We start from the raw sequence: 20,938 nt of genomic DNA, 5'->3' as shown, positions 1-20,938 counted from the left end.
TCACATCACTAAACGAAACGCTAATGTGATGTTCGTCGCACTTCAGCGGAAGCGTAGCGGGTCGATACCGCATTACCCCTTCCCGAGAGTGCTTCCCGATGAATGCGTCTGTCCGTGCTCCGCGCCTGCAGTCCAAGCTGCTCGGCGCGGTTTCTGTTGGCTTGGCCGTGGTCCTGCTGTGCGCGCTGGCAGGCCTGGCCTCCGCCTGGTTGAAGTTGTCCACCGAGGTCCCGCCCGAAGTCGCGCACAGCCGCGATGCCGAACGCCTGCAGCGTGAGTTCCGTGGCCAGGTGCAGGAATGGAAGAACGTGCTGCTGCGCGGGCACGACGATGCGCTGCGCCAACGCCACCTGGATGGCTTCGACAGCGAAGGCCGCCTGGTCGGGCAACTGGCCAAGGGTCTGGCCACCAGCCCGGACCCGCGCACGCGTGAGCTGGCGCAGGCGTTCGTTGGCCTGCACGCGCAGCTGCAGCAGGACTATCACGCGGCGCTGCAGGCATTTGCCGCGGCCGGCTACGATCCCGCGGCCGGCGACAACCTGGTGCGCGGCAAGGATCGCCCGGTGGCGATGGCTCTGGATGCGCTGAGCACGCACGCCACGCAGGTGGCTGAAGCGGCGCTGGCGGCACGTTCGCAGCAGGCCCGGCAGACCCTGCTGCTGTGCGCGGCGCTGACCGTGTTGGCCGCCGTGCTGCTGCTGATCGGTCTGGCCTGGTGGCTGCGGCGTGCGGTGGTGCAGCCGGTGCTGGCAGTGGAAGCAGCGGCGCGCGCGGTGGCCGCCGGTGACCTGCAGCACGCCGTACAGGTGCGCAGCCGCGACGAGATCGGTCGCCTCGCGCAGGCCATGCAGGCGGTGCAATCCACGCTGCGCAGCGTGCTGGATGCACAGGCCGCGATGGCGCAGGCGCACGAAGCCGGCACCATCAGCCATCGCATGGACGCCGCTGCCTTCCCCGGCGCGTTCGGCACCATGGTGGCCGACTGCAACGCACTGGTCGATGCGCACATCCGGGTGAAGATGCGCGCGATCTCGATCATGGGCCGCTACGCGGTCGGCGACCTCAGCCAGGACATGGAACGCCTGCCCGGCGAGAAGGCGGTGATCACCGAAGCGCTGGACATGGCCAAGCACAACCTCGGCCTGATCAATGGCGAGATCCGCCGCCTGGCCGAAGCTGCCGGCGCGGGAGACTTCAGCCAGCGCGGCGACAGTGCCCGCTTCGAGCATGATTTCCGTGCAATGGTCGAAGGCCTGAACCGCCTGATGCAGACTACCGAACTGAACCTCGGCGAAGTCTCGACGATGCTGCGCGCGATCGCCGATGGCCGTCTCGGCGCGCGCATGCACGGTGATTTCCAGGGGGTGTTCGCCCGTATCGCCGGCGATGCCAATACCACCGCCACGCAGCTGGCGACCATCGTCACCGACATCAAGCACACCTCCGGCAACATCCACACCGCCGCCGCGGAGATCGCCGCCGGCAACAATGACCTGTCGCGCCGCACCGAGCAGCAGGCGGCCAACCTGGAGGAGACGGCGGCATCGATGGAGGAGCTGACCTCCACCGTGCGCCAGAACGCCGAACATGCGCGCCAGGCCAACCAGCTGGCGATCGGCGCCCATACGGTCGCCTCGCACGGTGGCAGCGTGGTCGGCCAGGTGGTGGCGACGATGGGCGCGATCGAGACCTCGTCGCGGCAGATCGCCGAGATCATCAGCGTCATCGATGGCATCGCGTTCCAGACCAACATCCTGGCGCTGAATGCCGCGGTGGAAGCGGCACGCGCCGGCGAACAGGGCCGCGGCTTCGCGGTGGTCGCCAGCGAAGTGCGTACGCTGGCGCAGCGCTCGGCGGCAGCCGCGAAGGAGATCAAGTCACTGATCGAAGCCTCGGTGGAACAGGTTGGCCATGGCGCACAGCGCGTGCGCGAGGCAGGCGACACCATGGCCGAGATCGTTGCATCGGTGCAGCGCGTGACCGACATCATGGCCGAGATCTCCGCGGCCTCGCAGGAGCAGAGCGCGGGCATCGAACAGGTCAGCCAGACCGTGATCCAGATGGACGGCACGACCCAGCAGAACGCCGCGCTGGTGGAAGAAGCCAGCGCCGCCGCGCGCAGCCTGGAGCAGCAGGCCAACCGCCTGATCGATGCGGTGGATGTGTTCGACCTGTCGACCACGGCGGCGGCGAAGGGCGGGCTGGCACGCGCGGCTTGATTGATCCGGTTGCCGGCCAGCGGCCGGCACTACCGTCGAGCGCAGACAGGGGGAGTGCCGGCCGCTGGCCGGCAGCGTCCAACGCTGCACGGGTGGCGGCATGAACAGTGCGGACCAACGGTCCGCACCCACCACCACCTGCCGTCGTACACGTCGATGCAATGCACCGTTGCCGGCATGCACACGGCCGCTGGCCTACCCTTTCGTGGATATTCCCGCCTCCCTCCCCCTCTGCTGGAGCCCCCATGACTGTCCCCGCCTTCGGTCTCGGTACCTTCCGCCTGAAAGACCAGACCGTGATCGACTCCGTGCGCAACGCGCTGGCGGTCGGCTACCGCGCCATCGATACCGCGCAGATCTACGGCAACGAAGCCGAGGTCGGCCAGGCCATCGCCGATTCCGGCGTGCCGCGCGACGACATCTACCTGACCACCAAGGTCTGGATCACCGCGTTCAAGCGCGATGCGCTGCTGGCCAGCCTGCGCACCAGCCTGGAAAAGCTGCGAACCGAGTACGTCGACCTGGCGCTGATCCACTGGCCATCGCCGAACGACAAGGTCGACGTGCCGATGGAGGAGTACCTGGCCGCACTGGCTGAAGCCAAGGCGCAGGGCCTGACCCGCGAGATCGGCATCTCCAACTTCACCATCGCGCAGACCCGCAAGGCGATCGGCATCCTCGGCGCCGGTGCCATTGCCACCAACCAGATCGAAATCCACCCCTACCTGCAGAATCGCCTGCTGGTGAAGTTCCTGCAGGACAACGGCATCCACATCACCGCCTACATGAGCCTGGCCTACGGCGAGGTGATCAAGGACCCGGTGATCCAGGCCATTGCCGGACGCCACCAGGCCACGCCGGCGCAGGTCGCGCTGGCCTGGGCGCTGCAGCAGGGTTTCTCGGTCATTCCGTCCTCGACCAAGCGCGAGAACCTGGCGAGCAACCTGGAAGCAGCAGCGATCCGCCTGACCGACGAAGACATGGCACAGATCGCCAAGCTCGACCGCGGCCATCGCCTGGCCAACCCGGAAGGCATCGCGCCGGCCTGGGATTGAGGCAGTGGTGCTGTAGAGCCGAGCGCACGCTCGGCTGCTGCCTCTCCGGAACCGAGCATGGCTCGGCTCTACAGGTAGGTGCCGACCTTGGTCGGCACTGAGCCCTGATCGATCGTTGGAACACCGTGCCGACCAAGGTCGGCACCTACGAGATGGCGGGGATCATCCCCTGCCCTGCAGCAACCACCCACGCATCGCCGCACTGACCTCGTCCGGTTTCTCCATCGGTGCCAGGTGCCCGCAGTCGGGCACCACCACCAGCTGCGAGTGCGGCACCATCGCGTGCATTTCCTCGCTCACCGCCAGCGGCGTGATGCGATCGTTCGCGCCGCACACGATCAGCAGCGGATCGCGGTAGCCGGCCAGCACATCATGGCCATCGCGGCGTTCCAGCGCGCTCTGGCGCAGGAACACGTCCGCGCCCAGGCGGGCGGTCATGTCGCGCACGCGCTGCACCAGCACGTAGTCATCCAGCCGCGACGCATCGATGTAGCTGCGCATCAGCACATCGCCGAAGCCGTGGAACTTCCCCGGCAGGCGCACGCTGGCACGTTGGCTGCGGCGCTGCTCGGCACGTTCCGGTGAATCGGCGTGGATCGAGGTATCGATCAGCGCCAGCTGCAGCACGCGCTCCGGCGCAATGCGCAGGATCTGCTGGGCGACGAAGCCGCCCAATGAGAAACCGGCCAGCGCAAAGCGCTCCGGTGCCTGTGCGAGTACGTCCTCGGCCACCGCCTGCAGGGTCTCGCCACGGGTCTGGTCGCCTACTGTGCAGTCGGCGATGTCGGCCAGGTCGGCCAGCTGCGCGCGCCACAGCTCGGCATCGTTGAGCAGGCCGGGCAGCAGCAGCAGGGGAATACGGTCGGTCATGGGGGTATTGTCGCGCCAGCACGGTGACGGAACCATGCCGCAACAGGCGGTTGCGTTGTAGAGTCGCGCCATGCTCGACTGCTGCACGGCCCGTCGAGCATGGCTCGACTCTCAGAAGGCAGCGATACGGACGCGACCATGGCAGACCCCTACAACAGCGGCACCCCCACCCCACCCGCGCTCCGCTTCGATGATGCGCTGGTCACCACCGCCTTCGAGCTGCCTGGGCACCGCGTCGTGCGCAACCTCGGTGTGGTGCGCGGCATCACCGTGCGCTCGCGCTCGATCGTCGGCAACTTCCTCGGCGGTATCCAGACGCTCTTCGGTGGCAACATCACCATCTATACCGAACTGTGCGAACAGGCCCGCGAGGAAACCTACCGCGACATGGTCAAGCATGCACGGCAGCTGGGTGCCAACGCGATCATCGGCATGCGCTACGACGCCACCGATGTGATGACCGGGCTGACCGAGGTGCTGTGCTACGGCACGGCGGTGGTGGTGGAACCCACGCGTTGAAGCTGTAGAGCCGAGCCCATGCCCGGCTCAGGCGTGCCCGTGTGATGCAAGGCAGCCGAGCGTAGGCTCGGCTCTACAGGAATCAGGCCACCGGCGGGACGTCGGGTACCTCGACCTGCTGCACCGGCAGGGTCACCATCATCACCGTCGGGTCGTCCGGGTCCAGCTTCGTCTTGAAGCCCAGGCTCTGGCACATCGCCAGCATGGTGCTGTTCTCGCGCAGCACCTGGCCTTCGACCACGTCCAGCCCCAGCCACTTGGCGTACTCGATCATGATCGCCATCAGCCGCCAGCCGATGCCGTGGCCCTTCAGGTCCGAGCGGATCAGGATGCCGTACTCGCCACGGTGGTAATCCGCATCGGCATGCAGGCGCACCGCGCCCAGCATCTCGCCGCTGCGCGGTTCGATCGCCACCAGCGCAATCGAGCGCGCGTAGTCGAGCTGGGTCAGGCGCGCGATGAACTCGTGGCTGAAGTGCTTCACCGACTGGAAGAAGCGCAGGCGCAGGTCCTCGTCGCTGACGCGGGCGAAGAACGCACGGAACAGCGCGTCGTCCTCCGGCCGCACCGGGCGCACGAAGGCGCGGCCGCCATCGGACAGTTCGATGGTGCGCTCCCACTCCTTCGGGTACGGGAACACCGAGAAACGTGGATGGCCGCGGCCCTTGTGCAGGATGCGCGACGGCGCCACCGCCACGCGGGCGTCGAGGGCGAGGATGCCCTTGCCGTCGACCAGCAACGGGTTGATGTCCAGCGTACGCACTTCGGGAATGTCGGCGGCCAGTTGTGCAAGCTTCACCAGCGCCAGCGCCAGTGCGCGCTCGTCAGCCGCCGGCACGTCACCGTAGGCCTTGAGGATGCGCGAGGCGCGGGTCTGGCCAATCAGCTCGTGGGCCAGGCGCAGGTCCAGCGGCGGCAGCGCCAGCGCCTTGTCGTTGATCACTTCGACGGCAGTGCCGCCGCGACCGACCACGATCACCGGGCCGAACGTCGCGTCATCGGCGATGCCGACAATCAACTCGCGCGCCTTCGGACGCACGATGGTCGGCTGCACCAGCAGGCCGTCGATACGCGCATCCGGCCGCAGCTGGCGTGCGCGCGACAGGATCGCGTTGGCCGCGCTCTGCACCGCCGGCAGCGTGGACAGGTTCAGGCGCACACCATCCACTTCCGACTTGTGCGGAATATCCGGCGAGAGAATCTTCAGCGCGACCGTGGCACCGCGTTCCAGCAGCGGCTGCGCCAGGTCCATCGCCTCGTGCGCATCACGCGCATGCATCACCGGCGCGGAGGGAATGCCGTAGGCCTTGAGCAGTTCATGCGTAGCCAGCGGGTCCAGCCACTGCTGGCCGTTGGCCAGCGCGGCATCGACCAGTGCGCGCGCGGCGGCCGTGTCGACGCTGAAGTCCTGCGGCAGGCTGGGCGGCGTTTCCATCAACGCGTTCTGCGCTTCGCGGTAGCGCACCAGATGCTGGAAGCCACGTACGGCTTCGGCCTCGGTCGGATAGGTCGGCACCCGCGCCGCGTTGAGCGTGGCGGTGGCCTGGTCGTCGTTGCCCAGCCACACCGCGAACACCGGCTTGTCGCGGTGGTGGCGCGGGCGCAGGCCGAGCGTGCGGGTGAGTGCCTGCGCGGCGTCCGCCGATGAGGTGAACGCGGTCGGCACGTTGACCACCATCACCGCGTCATTCTCGTTGTCGGCCAGCAGCGCTTCGATGGCCGCGGCATAGCGGTCACCATCGGCGTCGACCACGATGTCGACCGGATTGCTGCGCGACCAGCCCTGTGGCAATACCGCATCGAGCTTCTGCACCGTGCTGTCGGACAGGGTGGCCAGCGTGCCACGCAGCGCGATCAGCTGGTCCACGGCAAGGCGGCCGACGCCGCCACCATTGCTGAGAATGGCCAGGCGGCGGCCAGGGAAGGTGCCCAGCCGCCCCAGTGATTCGGCGGCGGTGAACAGCTCGTCCAGCGCACCGACGCGCAGCAGGCCGGCGCGGTTGAAGGCCGCACCGTACACATCATCGGCGCGGGCCAGGGCCTGCACATGGGTATCGCGGCTGCCCGGCTGCACGCGCTCGGCGCGGCCGGACTTCACCACCACCACCGGCTTGGCGCGGGCGGCGGCGCGCGCGGCCGACATGAACTTGCGCGCGTCCTTGATCTGCTCGACGTAGAGCAGGATGGCGCGGGTACGGTAGTCGGTGGCGAAGTAGTCGAGCAGGTCGCCGAAGTCGACGTCCATCGTATCGCCCAGCGAGACCACGGCGGAGAACCCGACCGAGCGCGCCACGCCCCATTCCACCAGCGCGGCGGCAATGGCCGAGGATTCGGAGACCAGCGCGAGGTCGCCGGCCTGCGGAAAATGTGCGGCGATGCTGGCATTGAGCCGCGCGTGCGGCGCGATCACGCCCAGGCAATGCGGCCCGAGGACGCGCAGGCCATGCTTGCGCGCCACCGCCTCTACCTGTGCAGACAACGAACCGGGGCCTTCGCCCAGGTGCGCGGTGAGGATGATCGCCGCCTGCACGCCACGTTCGGCGGCAGTGCGCACCACCTGCGGCACGATCGCCGCTGGTGCGGTGATCACCACCAGGTCGGGCACCCAGTCCAGGTCCTTCAGCCGCTTGACCGTGCGGATGCCATCGATCTCGGCATGCCGCGGATTGATCCACGCCACCTTGCCGGGGAAGCCGGTGCCACGCAGGTTGCGCATCACCGCGCGCCCGGCCGAACGCTCGCGCGGGCTGCCGCCGATCACCGCGACCGACTGCGGACGGAACACGGACTGCAGGTGGTAGGTACTCATGCGCCTACGGTACCCAAATTCCGTGGCGATGGGGTCGGAGGCGGGGTCGGACCCCTTTTCGCAGGAAAGGGCTCTGATCCCCTGCTGCGGATATCCGGGGTCAGAGCCCTTCGCTGCGCGAAGGGATCCGACCCCGGCGTGCACGTTTTGTTACAGCAGCGTGCCGTGCAGGATCATCGCGGCGATGCTGAAGTAGATCACCAGGCCGGTCACATCCACCAGGGTGGCCACGAACGGGGCCGAGGCGCTGGCCGGGTCGAAGCCGAGCCGCTTCAGGATGAAGGGCAGCATCGAGCCGGACAGCGAACCGAAGGTGACGATGCCCACCAGCGCGGCGCCGATGGTGATCGCCAGCAGGATCCAGTGCTCGCCGTAGTCGTGCAGGCCGCCCAGCTGCCAGATCACGATGCGCACGATGGCCAGGCAGCCGAGGATGGCGCCCAGCACCATGCCGGTCGGCACTTCGCGCAGGGCCACCTTCCACCAGTCGCGCAGGCGCAGTTCGCGCAGTGCCAGGCTGCGGATCAGCAGCGAGGTGGCCTGCGAGCCGGAATTGCCACCCGAACTCATGATCAATGGGATGAACAGGGTCAGCACCACCGCGCGCGCCAGTTCGTCCTCGTAGTGCTGCATCGCGCTGGCCGTCAGCATCTCGCCCAGGAACAGCACGCTCAGCCAGCCGGCGCGCTTGCGCAGCATCTCGAAGAAGCCGATCTGCATGTACGGCTTGTCCAGCGCTTCCATGCCGCCGAACTTGTGCGCGTCCTCGGTGGATTCCTCGATCAGCGCATCGAGCACGTCGTCCACGGTGACGATGCCGAGCATCTGCTGCTGCGCGTCGACCACCGGAATCGCCAGCAGGTCGTGGCGGCGGATCAGCCGTGCCACCTCTTCCTGGTCCATCAGCGCATCCACTGTTACCGGCGGATTGACCTGGGCCACGTCCAGGATCGATTCCTCGGGCAGGCCGGTGATCAGCCGGCGCATGGTCACCACCTGCTGCAGCTGCTGGCTGGCCGGCTCCAGCACGTAGATCGCGTACACCGTCTCGCGGGTGCGCTCGACCTGGCGGATGTGCTGCAGGGTCTGCGCCACGGTCCAGCTGGCGGGCACCGCCACGTACTCGGTGGTCATCAGTGCGCCGGCGGTGTTCGGCGGGTAGCTGAGCAGCTTCTGGATGACCTGGCGGGCGTCGGTGCCCAGCAGCGGGATCAACCGCGCGCGCTCTTCCTCATCCAGCTCGTGGACGATGTCGGTGGCGCGGTCGTCGGCCATCAGGCCAAGCAGCGCCGCAGCCCGCGCGGGTGGCAGCGCGGCCACCAGCTCACCGCTGCGGTGCAGCTCCGGCGCTTCGAGCATCTTCACTGCACGCGGCAACGGCAGCGCAGCCAGCGTTTCCGCGGCGCGGGTCAGGTCCAGCGTGTTGAGGAATTCCACCGCGTCGGCGGTGTTGTAGTTCGCCAGCGGTGCGGCCAGTGCGGCGGCATCGGCCACCGGGCGCAGCAATTGCTTCTGGTTCATCGGTTTTGCCTTGTGGGGATGCGACCTCGCGCAACGCCAACGCAGGCAAACCGTCCCGGTGTCAGGCGGTGGCCATCGCTGGCGTCGAACGAGGTCGACTTCTACTGTCGCTGGACATGGGTTGGGGACTCCGGGATGCGTATGCCAACGGACGCGCCGCCAGCGGCGGGCAGTCTGGACCCGTGGGCCATGCAGGTCAACCTGGGCGCCCCGCGCTGGGTGGCCGCCCGGCCGGTTGTTCTCGTGCATACACAGGCCGGCGCGCATAATGTCGTGGTGGCGCTCGCCACGCCCTCCCCCATCCGAACGGACGCACAGCGGGCTCCCCCGATGACCAGGTATTCCCATGCATAGCGGTGGTCTGGAACTGGCCCTGGTGCTGCTGCTGGCGGCGGTCATCGCCGTGCCGGTGTTCAAGAAGTTCGGCTTCGGCGCGGTACTGGGCTACCTGGCGGCCGGCGTGGTGCTGGGCCCGGACGGGCTGGGCTTCGTGCAGGACGCCGACCGCATCCTCGGTGCCGCCGAGATCGGTGTGGTGATGCTGCTGTTCGTGATCGGCCTGGAGCTGTCACCGGCACGCCTGAAGGTGATGCGGCGCTCGGTGTTCGGCGCCGGCGCGGCGCAGGTGGCGTTGTCCGGGCTGGTGCTGGGCGGCCTGCTGCTGCTCGATCACTTCCAGTGGAAGAGCGCGCTGGTGGTCGGCGTGGCGCTGGCGCTGTCGTCCACCGCGGTCGGCCTGCAGCTGCTGTCCGAGCACAAGGCGATCAACAGCGACCATGGCCGGCTCGGGTTCGCCATCCTGCTGTTCCAGGACCTGATCGCGATCCCGCTGCTGGCGGCCATCCCGCTGCTGGGCGGAGTGAAGAACGAGACCCTGCGCTGGGAAGATGCGGCCGTGGCGCTGGGTGCGCTGGCGGTGGTGATCCTGTGCGGACGACCGGTGCTGCGCAAGGTGTTCAGCATCATTGCGCGGACCCGCAGCCCGGAAGTATTCACTGCCACCGCCCTGCTGGTGGTGCTGGGCACCGCCTGGTTCATGCAGGAAGCCGGCCTCAGCCCCAGCCTCGGCGCGTTCCTGGCCGGCGTGCTGCTGTCCGATTCGGAGTTCCGGCATGAGCTGGAAGCGCAGATCGAACCATTCAAGGGGCTGCTGCTGGGCCTGTTCTTCATCGCAGTGGGCATGGGCATCGACCTGGACCGCATCGCCGCCGAGCCGTGGCTGATCGCCGCGGGTGTCGGCATCCTGCTGGTGGTCAAGTTCAGCCTGCTCTACGCGGTTGGACGTGTCGCCCGGCTCAGCTCGCGGCAATCGCTGCTGCTGGGCAGCGTGCTGTGGCTGGGCGGCGAGTTTGCCTTCGTGGTATTCAACGAGGCACAGCGCGCGCACCTGCTGGGCAACGCCAACCACGACCGGCTGGTGGCGATCGTCGGCCTGTCGATGGCGATCACGCCGCTGCTGATGATCGCGCTGCTCAAGCTGCTCGGCCAGGAAAAAGCCGCACCACGCGCGGCGGCCGAGGCTGACAAGGTGGCGCCGGACAACCGGCCCAAGGTGCTGATCGCCGGCATGGGGCGCTTCGGCCAGGTGATCGCGCGCCTGCTGACCGCGCAGAAGGTGCCGTTCGTGGCGCTGGAGGCGAACCCGGACACCGTTGCCGACCTGCGCCGCTTCGGCAACCAGCTGTACTACGGCGATCCGACCCGGCCGGAGATGCTGCGTGCGGCGGGGGGCGAGCACATCGATGTGTTCGTGATCACCGTGGATGACCCGGAGACCAACCTGCGCGCGGTACGCATGGTGCGCCGGCTGTACCCGGACGCGACGGTGCTGGCGCGTGCACGCAACCGCCAGCATGCGTGGCGCCTGATGGACATGTCGGCCGAGCCGTTCCGCGAAGTGTTCGGCACCAGCCTTGAGATGAGCGGGCGCGTGCTGACCGCGCTGGGCGTGGCACCGGACGTGGCCGAACGCCATGTGCAGCGCTTCCGCGAGCACGATGAGCAGCTGCTGCGCGACCAGTACCTGGTGTACGACGACGAGGCAGCGGTGATCCAGACCTCGCGCGACGCACGCAACGACCTGATGCATCTGTTCGAGGCCGACGCGGAAAGCGACGGCAAGTAGGCGTGCCGACCAACGGTCGGCACCCACCGGGGGCAGGGTTGGCACCGACCCGATCGATGGCGGACCCGGTAGTGCCGGCCGCTGGCCGGCAGCCTCGGTATCCCGGAGGTCTCAGGAGGTTGCCGGCCAGCGGCCGGCACTACCCACTGCGGATTCCGATCCCGGTGCTCAACCGTTGTCGCGCAGGAACCGCGCCATCGACGAAACGCCCGGCACGCGCGGTTCGAACTCGCCAGCGACGTCGATGAAGCCGCGCATCACCGCGATCTCGCGCGGGCTGCGGTTGAGGCTGTCGCGCACTTCCGGATCGGCACCGGCGCGCAACAGGCGCTGCACCAGCAGCGGCAGTCCATGCAGGGCGGCCAGATGCAGCGGGCCGAAGCCGCGCGGATCGCGCACGTCCAGGCTGACGTCCTCATCCAGCAGGCGCTCCACCGCCGCCATCACCACCTGCTCGTCGCAGGCGGTTCCCGGCTCGGCGCGTGCGCCCAGCAGCAGCAGCAGCGGCGTGACCGAACCGGCGGCGGCCTGGTCCGGCTCGGCGCCCGCCAACAGCAGGGTGTCGAGCAGGGCCAGCAGGCGCGAGCGGTCGCGGGCACTGAAACCGTACAGCGCGGCACAGTGCAGCGGGCCCAGCTGCTGCGCGTCACCGGCATGCACGTCGGCACCGGCAGTGAGCAGGCGCGCGACGATGTCCGGCAGGCCCAGCGCCGAGGCCAGCATCAGCACGGTCACCCCGCCCGGCAGGCGATGTTCCAGCTTGGCGCCGGCATCGAGCAGGGCCGAAACGATGTCGACCTGGCGCATGCTGACCGCCGCCGACAGCGGCGTCGCACCGCTTGCAGCGGCGTGCTGCGGATCGGCACCGCGCGCCAGCAGCAGGTCGGTCACGGCCAGGTGGCCACCACCGGCCGCACGCAGCAGCGCGGTGCAGCCCTGTGCGTCGACCGCGTCGACGGCAAATCCCAGATCGATCAGGCGGCGCACGGCGTCCACATCACCGGCCATCGCAGCGGCCGGCAGATCGGCCTCGCGCAGGGTACGGCGCGGCAGCGGCCACACCCGCCAGTCCAGCCAGTCGGCCAGGTCACGGCGACCGATCGACAGCGCCACGCCCAGTGGCGTCTGACCGTCGGCGGCACGTGCTTCCGGCGAGGCACCGTGCTGCACCAGCAGCTTCAGCGCGCCTTCGCGGGCCAGGGCGGTGGCCAGATGCAGTGCGGTCATGCCATGGCTGTCGCGCGCTTCGCGATCGACACCGGCCTTGAGCAGGGCCTGCTGCAGGCGCAGCCAGCCCAGGCGTACCGCCAGCGACAGCGGTGGGTCACCGGCCGGCGAAGCGGCGAACGGATCGGCGCCACGCTCCAGCAGTTCCAGCGCCAGTTGTTCCAGGCCGCGGGCGGCCTGGTCGTGCTGTGCGCAGGCGGCCAGGAAGCGTGCCAGCCCACCGCGCCCGGCCGGCGACAGGCCGCGCTGCAGCATGACCTGCAGCGCCGGCACCGCGTCGATGCCGCGCGACAGCAGCGCGAACATCGGCGTATCGGCGCAGGCGTCGCGCACATAGGGATCGGCACCGTGGGCCAGCAGCCAATCGACCGCGCGCGGCTCCAGGGCCAGCTCCGGATCGAGCAGCAGGCCGCCCAGTTCTTCCGGCTGGCACAGCCTGGCCAGCGCGGCCATGCCATCGGTGTTGCCGAAGCCCAGCGCTTCGCGCAGCAGGGTCAGCGGCGGACGGTCCGGCAACAGGCCGCTGGCGCTGGCCGCTTCACCGCGCTCGGCCAGGCCATCACTGACGGCTGCCGGCAGCGGATAGGACGGGTCCAGCAAGGCCACGATCGCCCAGCGGCCCGCTTCGGCCGCATAGTCCACCGCGCGGCGGCCAACCGGGTCGGTGGCGTCGGCGGCGATGCCCAGTTCCACCAGGCGCTTGATCAGCAGCGGCGAGACATCCTCGGCCATCACTGCCAGCTGCACCGCATTGCGGCCTTCGCCGTCCACCGCGACCAGGTCCGGCTTGTGCGGCAGCAGGTGCTCGACCACGGCGGCACGGCCGGCACGGGCGGCTTCCAGCCACGGCGTGCGGCCCAGTGCATCGCGCGCTTCCAGGTTGGCGCCGGCGCCCAGCAGCACGCCGATGATCTCCACGTGGCCGGCCAGCGCTGCCTCGTGCAGCGCGCTGCGGCGCTGGCGATCACGCGCGTCGGCGCGTGCCTTGTGCTTGAGCAGCAGCTGCACGCCGGCCGGATCGTCGTCCTCGGTGGCGGCGGCGGCCAGCAGCACCGGGGTGCCGTCGGCCGGTTCGCTGCGTGCACCGCGCTCGAGCAGGAAGCGGGCCAGGCGCCAGTTGCCGACCTGGCAGGCCACCGCCAGCGGCGACCAGCCCTCGCGGTTCAGCGCATCGACTTCGGCAGCGGCATCGCGCAGCAGCGCGGCAACGCCCGGGTCGGAACTGCGTGCGGCATGGTGCAGCGGGGTGTTGCCATCGCTGTCGGTGGCACGTGAATCGGCGCCGTTGGCGAGCAGGGTCATCACCGCTTCGGGGCGGCCATGCCAGCTGTCACGGGTGGCGGCCAGCAGCGGGGTCATGCCCCGGTGCGGCGCGTTCACATCAACGCCGCGGGCAATCAGCTCGCGCAGCAGGCGCAGGTCCGGCAGCACCGCCGCCAGCACCGCCAGGCTGCGCTGGTCACGCCAGTTCGGGTCCGGCAGCGCATACGGATCAGCACCGGCCTGCAGCAGCTGCAGGCCGCGGTCGACGCGGCCCTGGCGCGCGGCCTCATACAGGGCCGGTGTCAGTTCCTGCGGCGCCATCGCCTCCAGCGGCGCGGTTTCGGCCGCAGCGGGGAACATCGGTTCCTGTTCGCTGCTGGCAGCGGCGAACGGGCTGGGGCGCAGCGACACCAGCGGCGCGGGCGCGACCCGCTGCAGCAGCAGGTGCAGCGCCGGCGACAGCAGCACGACCGCCAGTGCGGCGGGCCAGCGTGCGCCGTCCGGCAACAGGCCCGGCCAGGCCGGCAGCACCACCAGTGCGGCCAAGGCGATCACCAGCGCCGCCACGCCAAGACCACGCCAGGCGGTCAGGTCGCGGCCGGCCAGCGCCTGCCAGTGCTGGGCCAGGCTGCCATCCAGGCGTTCGACATCGTTCCACAGCGGCCAGGTGCGCCAGGCCGCCAGCAGGCCGGCACTGACCAGCACGCTCAGGCCCAGCACCGCCGCCAGGCTGCCGCTGTCACGCAGGGCCGCCAGCGGCCAGGCCAGCAGCAGCGCCAGCAGCAGTGGCGCGGCAGCCCACAGCGCCAGCAGTGCGGGCAGGTCCTGGCGTGCGACCACCTTCAGCGGCAGCAGCGCACGGCTGCGACGCCACCACGACACGCCCAGCGCGAACGCCGGCTGCGCCAGTGCGGCAAGGATGGCACCCGGCACACCGCCCACCGCGGCGCCCAACGCCAGCATGGCACCCACGGCGAAGGCGATCGACAGGGCACGCGGACGGGAGGTGTCAGTCATAGTGTCGCGGCATCAGGCTGGCCACCGACGGCGGTACCTGCAGGTAGAACCCGCGTTCGCTCATTTCGCTGCGGACCTTTTCAGGATCGGCCTGGGCCAGGCGGCGCTGGACATCCAGGGCCACCTCCAGGACGAAGGCGAGCGTCCCCAGCGAGGTGAGCAGCGGCGCGGGCAGCGCGCTGAAATCATCGCGTCGGGGAACGTAGACGTAGGTGTCCGGCTTGAGTTGGCTTTTATAGACGTAGGCGTGCATGTCCGCGGGACGATAACCCGGGAAGAGCCATGATTGTGTCGGAAAGCCGACACCGGGGAAAGCCGTCAGCCGACGATGGCGGCGCGATCGGCGGCGTTTCCCTTGCGAGGTTCAGCAATGTGGCGGCGACGTTCAGCCAACGCCGCCGCCACACGGGCGCTTACTTGACCTTGGCGTAGGTGCCCTTCAGCGCGACACCGGCGAGGATGGTGCCGGCATAGCACTCGTAATTGGTGCTGCTCTTGAACTCGTTCTTCTTGTAGTAGCTGACGATGTCGACCACGGCGTTGGCGCCGCGCGACCTGGCGCCGTCCTGCAGCGCGCGCAGCGCCGACAGCGCGACCCAGCGGCAGGCCTCGGCATCGCTCTTGTTGGCGGCGTTGGTCTTCTTGTTGGTCACGTCTTCACCCAGGCGCTGCTGCACGCTGACCGGCTGGCCGGCCAGGTAGAAGCGCACGCTGCCGTCGATGCCGGCGTCCTTGGCAGCCTGCGAGCTGACCAGCTCCTGCAGGGACTGCTCGACGCGGGTATCGCGGGCAGAGGCGGTGGAGGTCAGGGCCAGCAGCGCGGTGGCAGTGGCGATCATGAGAGTGCGGCGCATCGAAACTTCTCCTTGTCAGGGGTGCGGGTGGATGGCGGAAACAGTGCGGTGGGGCGGTGGATCACTCGCTCCAGCGGCGGAACACCAGTGAGGTGTTGATGCCGCCGAAGGCGAAGTTGTTGCTCATCACGTACTCGGCCTGCAGTTCGCGGCCCTGCCCGGTGATGAAGTCGAGCTGGCCACAGCGCGGGTCGACCTCGGCCAGGTTCAGGGTCGGCGCGAACCAGCCGGCGCGCATCATCTGGATGCTCAGCCAGGCCTCGAACGCGCCACAGGCACCCAGCATGTGGCCGACATAGCTCTTCAGCGAGCTGATCGGCACGCGGTTGCCGAACACCTGCGCGGTCGCCTGGGTTTCGGCGATGTCACCGTGGTCGGTGGCGGTGCCGTGGGCGTTGACGTAGTCGATCTGCGCCGCGTCCAGGCCGGCATCCTCCAGCGCCAGGCGCATGGCCTGGGCCATGGTGTCGGCGCTGGGCTGGGTGACGTGCTGGCCATCGCTGTTGGTGCCGTAGCCGACCACCTCGGCAAGGATGGTGGCGCCGCGCGCCTGCGCGTGCTCCAGGTCTTCCAGGATCAGCGTGCAGGCGCCCTCGCCCAGCACCAGGCCATCACGGCCGGCATCGAACGGGCGCGGGGTGGTCTGCGGCGCATCGTTGCGCACGCTGGTGGCGAACAGGGTGTCGAATACCGCCGCTGCGGTGGCATCGAGCTGCTCGGCACCGCCGGCCACCATCACCGTCTGCTTGCCACTGCGGATCGCTTCATAGGCCGCACCCACGCCCTGGCTGCCGGAGGTGCAGGCACTGGAGGTGGTGTACACGCGCCCGGACAGGCCGAAGAACACGCCGATGTTGACCGGCGCGGTGTGGCTCATCATCTTCAGGTAGGTGGTGGCACTGATGCCATCGGTGGTGAACTCGTTGAGCATGCGCCCGAATTCACCGGTGGCCTCGTGGCTGCCCGAGGACGAGCCGTAGGCCACGCCGGTACGACCGCTGCGCAGCACCGGATGCTCGTGCAGGCCGGCTTCACGCAGTGCCACCTCAGTGGCGCGCACCGACATGATCGCGACCTTGCCCATCGAGCGGGTGGTCTTGCGGTTGTAGTTCGGCGGCAGCTCGAAATCCTGCGCCGGCGCGGCCAGCTTGGTGTTCAGCCCGGCATAGACATCCCACTCGGGCATCGCACGCACCGCATTGCGGCAGCTGCGCAGGTGTGCCTCGATGGTCGGCCAGTCGTGGCCGAGCGGACTGATGGCGGCGGCACCGGTGACCACCACGCGACGATCGGCGGCCATCAGATCATGCCTCCGTTCACCGAGATCACCTGGCGGGTGATGTAGCCGGCCGGCTCGGACAGCAGGAACGCCACCGTGGCCGCCACTTCGTCGGGACGACCGACGCGGCCGGCGGGAATCAGCTTGAGCGCGTGTTCAACCACTTCATCGTTGAGCATTTCGGTCTCGATCAGGCCCGGGGCTACGCAGTTGACGGTGATCTGGCGGCTGGCCAGTTCCAGCGCCAGGGCCTTGGTGGCACCGATGATGCCGGCCTTGGCGGCGCTGTAATTGACCTGCCCGCGGTTGCCGGCCAGTCCGGACACCGACGACAGGGTGATGATGCGGCCAGGCTTGCGCCGGCGCACCATCGGCATGATCAGCGGATGCAGTACGTTGTAGAAACCGTCCAGGTTGGTGTGGATGACCTGGTCCCAATCCTCCGCTGACAGTGCCGGGAAGGCACCGTCACGGGCGATGCCGGCGTTGCAGACCACGCCGTAGTACGCGCCGTGCGCTTCGACATCGGCCTCCAGCACAGCGCGTGCGGCCTCGCGATCAGCCACGTCGAACATCAGTACGCGGGCCTGCTGGCCCAACGCGTGGATCTCGGCCATCACGGCCTGTGCCTCATCCAGGCGGCTGCGGCAATGCACCACCACGTCGAAGCCGTCACGCGCGATGCGCAGCGCGATGGCCCGGCCGATGCCCCGGCTGGCGCCGGTCACCAGCACGCTTCGATTCCCTGTCATGCCTGTCCACTCTCCAGATAGGCCATCGCATCGGCCGGTTCGAACACCGACACGTTGGCTGTCGCCCATTCGTCCTCGCCTGCCAGGATGCGGCAGGCGAACATCCCCAATCCATTGTCACCCAACAGCTCGCAGCGCGCCTGTACGCGCAGCCGCGATCCGCTGGGAAAGCTGCTGCGCGGGCTGCTGTAGCGGCGGCTGCCAAGCAGGAAGCCCAACTGCGGCGGCTTGCCCGCCGCACGCGCACGGCAACCGGCCCAGGCCGCGATGGCCTGCGCCATGTATTCGATGCCGACCCACGCCGGCACCTGGCCCTCCTCGACGAACAGGCCCGCGTCGGGCACCACCAGTTCGGCCTCGATGGTGTCCTGGTCCCAGTGCGTGATGCGCTCCAGCAGGCACATGTCCTGGCGGTGCGGCACCACCTCTTCGATCGCGTACAGCGTGTTCATCGACGCTCCAGCGCCAGCACGGCATTGCTGCCGCCGAAGGCGAACGAATTGCTCAGCACCCGCCGCGGTGCCTGTGCCAGGCGGGTGGCCGGTGCGACCAGCGGCAGTGCCGGCAGCGCGGGGTCTGCCACGCCGTCCCACCAGTGCGGTGGCAGCTGCTGCTGCGGGTTCCCGGCCAGCACGATCCAGCACAGTGCAGCTTCGATCGCGCCTGAAGCACCCAGCGTATGGCCGGTCAGCGGCTTGGTCGAACTGGCCGGCACCTGGTTGCCCAGCACCTGCGACACCGCCAGGCTTTCCATCGCATCGTTGTGGCCGGTGGCGGTGCCATGCAGGTTCACGTAGTCCACTTCATCGGCCGCCCAGCCGGCGCGCTGCAGCGCCTGCTGCAGGGCATCGATGGCACCCAGGCCCTGCGGATCGGGGGCGGACATATGGTGCGCGTCGGCCGATTCGCCCCAGCCGGCCAAGCATACCGGGCCGGGTTCGCGGGTGAGCAGGAACAGCGCGGCACCCTCGCCGATGTTGATGCCGGCACGGTGCTGCGAGAATGGATTGCAGCGCAGGGCCGACACCGATTCCAGCGCGCTGAAGCCGGCCACGGTGAAGCGGCACAGCGAGTCCGCGCCACCTGCGATCACGGCGTCGACGATACCGGCCCGCAGCATGCGTGCCGCCGACATCAGTGCCTTGGCACTGGACGAGCAGGCGGTGGACAGGGTCCACGCCGGCCCCTGAGCGCCGCTGCGCTGGCGCACGAACTGCGCGGCAGTACCCATTTCCTGCTGGGCGTAATCGAACCCGGGCGGCCATTGGCCCTGTTCGGCATGGGTGCGCAGGGCCTGCTCGGATTCACCGATGCCCGAGGTACTGGTGCCCAGCACGACCGCCACGCGTTCGGCGCCGTGGCGGGCGATCGCGGCGGCCACCGCCGGTGCGATCTGCGCCAGTGCCACGTCCAGCAGGGCGTTGTTGCGCCCGCGCAGGGCGGCCGGCAGTTCTTCCAGCGTCGGCAGCGGTGTACGCACCTGCCCCAGCGCCAGGGTGTGCCCCGGCAGCAGGGTATCGTTGTCGCTGAGCCCGCCCGGCACGCCGGCGAACATCGCCGAAGCCACCGCGTCGCGGCCATCGCCGAGCGCGCAGACCACGCCCAGATCGTTCAGGTAGATCGGTGCACTCATCGATCCGGCCCGCCCATGTCGATCGATTCGATGCGCAGCGCATAGCCTTCGGCCCGGTTGTCCAGCTGCACGCTGCCATCGTCCAGGCGCTGCAGCTGCAGCCACACCGTGCCGTCGCGCGACAGGCTGCGCTGATGGCCATCGTCACGGACCTGCCAGCCGGCTGGCAGCGCGGCCGCGATGGCTGCGGTCGGCCACAGCGCGAACTGCAGGTCATCCAGCACGCGCTCGGCGCGCACCTGCGGCGGCAGCCACGGCGCGCGCTGCTGGGTCAGCTGCTGGCCGTCCCACTGCAGGCGCACGCCGGTCTGGCCCATCGCCTGCACCGCCAGCTGCACCTGCTGCGCATCGGCTTCCAGCAGTGCATCCAGGTCGCGCTCATGCGTGCCGAACCGGAAATGCAACTGCTGCTGCAACGCCAGCGGCGCCGGCAGGCTGGCCGGCGACAGGCGCAGCGGCGGCAGTTCCACCAACGGCTTCGGCATGCGGCCGGCGCAGGCCACCAGCAGCAGGCTCAGCAGCAGTGCTGTCGCAGGGGCGATCAGGCGCCGCACAGCTGCTCCAGCACGCGCATGCGGCGGCCACTGTCATCGGCCACGTACGGGTTGTTGGTGTCCCAGGCGTAACCGGCCAGGATGGAGCTGATCATGTCGCGCACTTCGGGCTGCTGCTGCGGGTGGTAGATGATCTTCTGGAAACCGCCTTCGTACCAGCTTTCGACAAAGCGGCGGAAGGTCTTCACGCCCGCCCGCAGCGGGACCGAGAACTCCGCTTCCCAGTCCACGGCTTCGCCGGCATAGCGGCGCGCCAGGCATGCACTGGCCAGCTGCGCGGACTTGAAGGCGATGGTCACGCCGGACGAGAACACCGGGTCGAGGAACTCGCCGGCATTGCCCAGCAGGGCATAGCCCGGCCCCCACAACGAACTGACATTGGCCGAGTAGCCGGTGATGCGGCGCACCGGCAGCACCGCCCATTCGGCATTGGCCAGAAGCCGGGTCAGGTTCGGGTCCTCGCCGACGATGGCCTGCAGTTTCTGCAGGTCGTCGCCCTCGTAGCGCTCGAAGAACGACGGTTCGGCGACCACGCCCAGCGAGCAGCAGCCGTTGGAGAACGGGATTGTCCAGTACCAGACGTCGACGTGCTCGGGATGGGTGGTGATCAGGATCTTGTTGCGGTCGAAGTCCGCTTCGGCCGGAATGTTGTCGCGCACGTGGCAGAAGATCGCCCCGCGCACCGGGAAGTTGGACGGGGATTCCAGCTGCAGCAGGCGCGGCAGCAGGCGTGCGAAGCCCGAGGCGTCGAGGATGAAATCGGCCTCGATGCGGTACTCGCTGCCGTCCGGGCGGCGCACCGTCACCGCCGGCTGCTCGCCGGCTTCGACCGACAGCACTTCATCACCGAAACGCAGCGTGGCCCCCATGCGCTCGGCACCGCGCGCCAGCACGTTGTCGAAGTCGGCGCGCTGCACCTGGTAGGTGGTGCCCCAGCCCGGCGAGAACTTCTTCCTGAAGTCGAATGCGGTACGCGCTTCGCCGTGCACGAAGGCCGCGCCGTTCTTGTGTTGGAAGCCGGCTTCGACCACGTCCTGCAGCAGGCCGGCGGCCTCGATGTACTCCATGCTCTGCGGCAGCAGGCTTTCGCCGATGGAGAAGCGCGGGAACTGCTGGCGCTCCAGCATCAGCACCTGGCGGCCCTGCTGGCGCAGCATCGCCGCAGCCACGGAGCCGGCCGGGCCGGCACCGATGATCAGGATTTCAGTACGTTCGACAGCATCCACAGCAGTATTCATCGG

The 20,938-nt window shown here is 69.0% G+C and carries 16 protein-coding genes; 4 read left to right on the top strand and 12 right to left on the bottom strand.

Translation table 11 applies throughout. From position 1 onward, the window contains the following. Positions 1–98 precede the first annotated feature (98 nt). A complete protein-coding gene (locus AC5P7F_RS14860; protein ID WP_164076993.1) occupies positions 99–2,219 on the top strand; it encodes a methyl-accepting chemotaxis protein in 2,121 nt (706 codons plus the stop codon). A 245-nt stretch (positions 2,220–2,464) separates the two neighbouring features. Continuing rightward, complete coding sequence (dkgB, locus tag AC5P7F_RS14855; RefSeq protein ID WP_014648825.1) at positions 2,465–3,274, top strand: 2,5-didehydrogluconate reductase DkgB; 810 nt, start codon at positions 2,465–2,467, stop codon at positions 3,272–3,274. A gap of 162 nt (positions 3,275–3,436) precedes the next feature. Here dkgB and AC5P7F_RS14850 read toward each other — a convergent pair whose 3' ends face one another. Beyond that, the gene (locus tag AC5P7F_RS14850; protein ID WP_032960593.1) at positions 3,437–4,144 is read right to left on the bottom strand and encodes an alpha/beta fold hydrolase; all 708 of its coding nucleotides are present in this window, start codon (positions 4,142–4,144) and stop codon (positions 3,437–3,439) included. 138 nt (positions 4,145–4,282) lie between these two features. On the opposite strand from AC5P7F_RS14850, the gene AC5P7F_RS14845 reads away from it, so the two are divergent. Further along, entirely contained in the window at positions 4,283–4,663 is a 381-nt protein-coding gene (locus tag AC5P7F_RS14845) for a heavy metal-binding domain-containing protein (protein WP_164076992.1), read from the top strand. An 82-nt stretch (positions 4,664–4,745) separates the two neighbouring features. On the opposite strand, the gene AC5P7F_RS14840 is transcribed toward AC5P7F_RS14845, so the two are convergent. Next, positions 4,746–7,472 carry a GNAT family N-acetyltransferase gene (locus AC5P7F_RS14840; RefSeq protein ID WP_164076991.1) on the bottom strand — a complete coding sequence of 909 codons (2,727 nt, stop codon included), beginning with the start codon at positions 7,470–7,472 and terminating at the stop codon, positions 4,746–4,748. Between the two features lie 150 nt (positions 7,473–7,622). Then, complete coding sequence (gene mgtE, locus AC5P7F_RS14835; RefSeq protein ID WP_014648829.1) at positions 7,623–8,993, bottom strand: magnesium transporter; 1,371 nt, start codon at positions 8,991–8,993, stop codon at positions 7,623–7,625. Between the two features lie 346 nt (positions 8,994–9,339). Between mgtE and AC5P7F_RS14830 the strand changes: the two genes are divergently transcribed. Then, a complete protein-coding gene (locus AC5P7F_RS14830; RefSeq protein ID WP_014648831.1) occupies positions 9,340–11,118 on the top strand; it encodes a monovalent cation:proton antiporter-2 (CPA2) family protein in 1,779 nt (592 codons plus the stop codon). A 168-nt stretch (positions 11,119–11,286) separates the two neighbouring features. Here the strand turns inward: AC5P7F_RS14830 and AC5P7F_RS14825 are convergent, their stop codons facing one another. The 9 genes from AC5P7F_RS14825 to AC5P7F_RS14785 form a co-directional block, all read right to left on the bottom strand. Further along, the gene (locus AC5P7F_RS14825) at positions 11,287–14,625 is read right to left on the bottom strand and encodes an ankyrin repeat domain-containing protein (protein WP_032960601.1); all 3,339 of its coding nucleotides are present in this window, start codon (positions 14,623–14,625) and stop codon (positions 11,287–11,289) included. Further along, entirely contained in the window at positions 14,618–14,878 is a 261-nt protein-coding gene (locus AC5P7F_RS14820; RefSeq protein ID WP_032960603.1) for a YcgL domain-containing protein, read from the bottom strand. The genes AC5P7F_RS14825 and AC5P7F_RS14820 overlap by 8 nt, the downstream gene beginning before the upstream one ends. 160 nt (positions 14,879–15,038) lie before the next feature. Then, positions 15,039–15,479, bottom strand: coding sequence for a hypothetical protein (locus AC5P7F_RS14815; RefSeq protein ID WP_032960605.1), 441 nt, complete (start codon positions 15,477–15,479; stop codon positions 15,039–15,041). Between the two features lie 61 nt (positions 15,480–15,540). Beyond that, entirely contained in the window at positions 15,541–16,779 is a 1,239-nt protein-coding gene (locus AC5P7F_RS14810) for a beta-ketoacyl-ACP synthase (RefSeq protein ID WP_014648835.1), read from the bottom strand. Next, entirely contained in the window at positions 16,779–17,510 is a 732-nt protein-coding gene (locus tag AC5P7F_RS14805; protein WP_032960607.1) for a 3-ketoacyl-ACP reductase FabG2, read from the bottom strand. The genes AC5P7F_RS14810 and AC5P7F_RS14805 overlap by 1 nt, the downstream gene beginning before the upstream one ends. Continuing rightward, positions 17,507–17,962 carry a hotdog family protein gene (locus AC5P7F_RS14800; RefSeq protein ID WP_032960608.1) on the bottom strand — a complete coding sequence of 152 codons (456 nt, stop codon included), beginning with the start codon at positions 17,960–17,962 and terminating at the stop codon, positions 17,507–17,509. The genes AC5P7F_RS14805 and AC5P7F_RS14800 overlap by 4 nt, the downstream gene beginning before the upstream one ends. Beyond that, positions 17,959–19,143: a beta-ketoacyl-[acyl-carrier-protein] synthase family protein gene (locus AC5P7F_RS14795; protein ID WP_014648838.1), complete on the bottom strand. Its 1,185-nt coding sequence runs from the start codon at positions 19,141–19,143 to the stop codon at positions 17,959–17,961. Before AC5P7F_RS14795 ends, AC5P7F_RS14800 begins: the two co-directional genes overlap by 4 nt. Continuing rightward, on the bottom strand, positions 19,140–19,697 hold the full coding sequence (locus tag AC5P7F_RS14790) for a DUF3261 domain-containing protein (RefSeq protein WP_069117653.1): 558 nt from the start codon (positions 19,695–19,697) through the stop codon (positions 19,140–19,142). Before AC5P7F_RS14790 ends, AC5P7F_RS14795 begins: the two co-directional genes overlap by 4 nt. Then, positions 19,685–20,935 carry an NAD(P)/FAD-dependent oxidoreductase gene (locus AC5P7F_RS14785; RefSeq protein WP_014648840.1) on the bottom strand — a complete coding sequence of 417 codons (1,251 nt, stop codon included), beginning with the start codon at positions 20,933–20,935 and terminating at the stop codon, positions 19,685–19,687. The genes AC5P7F_RS14790 and AC5P7F_RS14785 overlap by 13 nt, the downstream gene beginning before the upstream one ends. Positions 20,936–20,938 lie beyond the last annotated feature (3 nt).

The sequence above is a fragment of the Stenotrophomonas sp. YJH_SMC_105-26 genome, from assembly GCF_059368915.1.
This window is presented reverse-complemented; position numbering and strand designations above follow the sequence as displayed.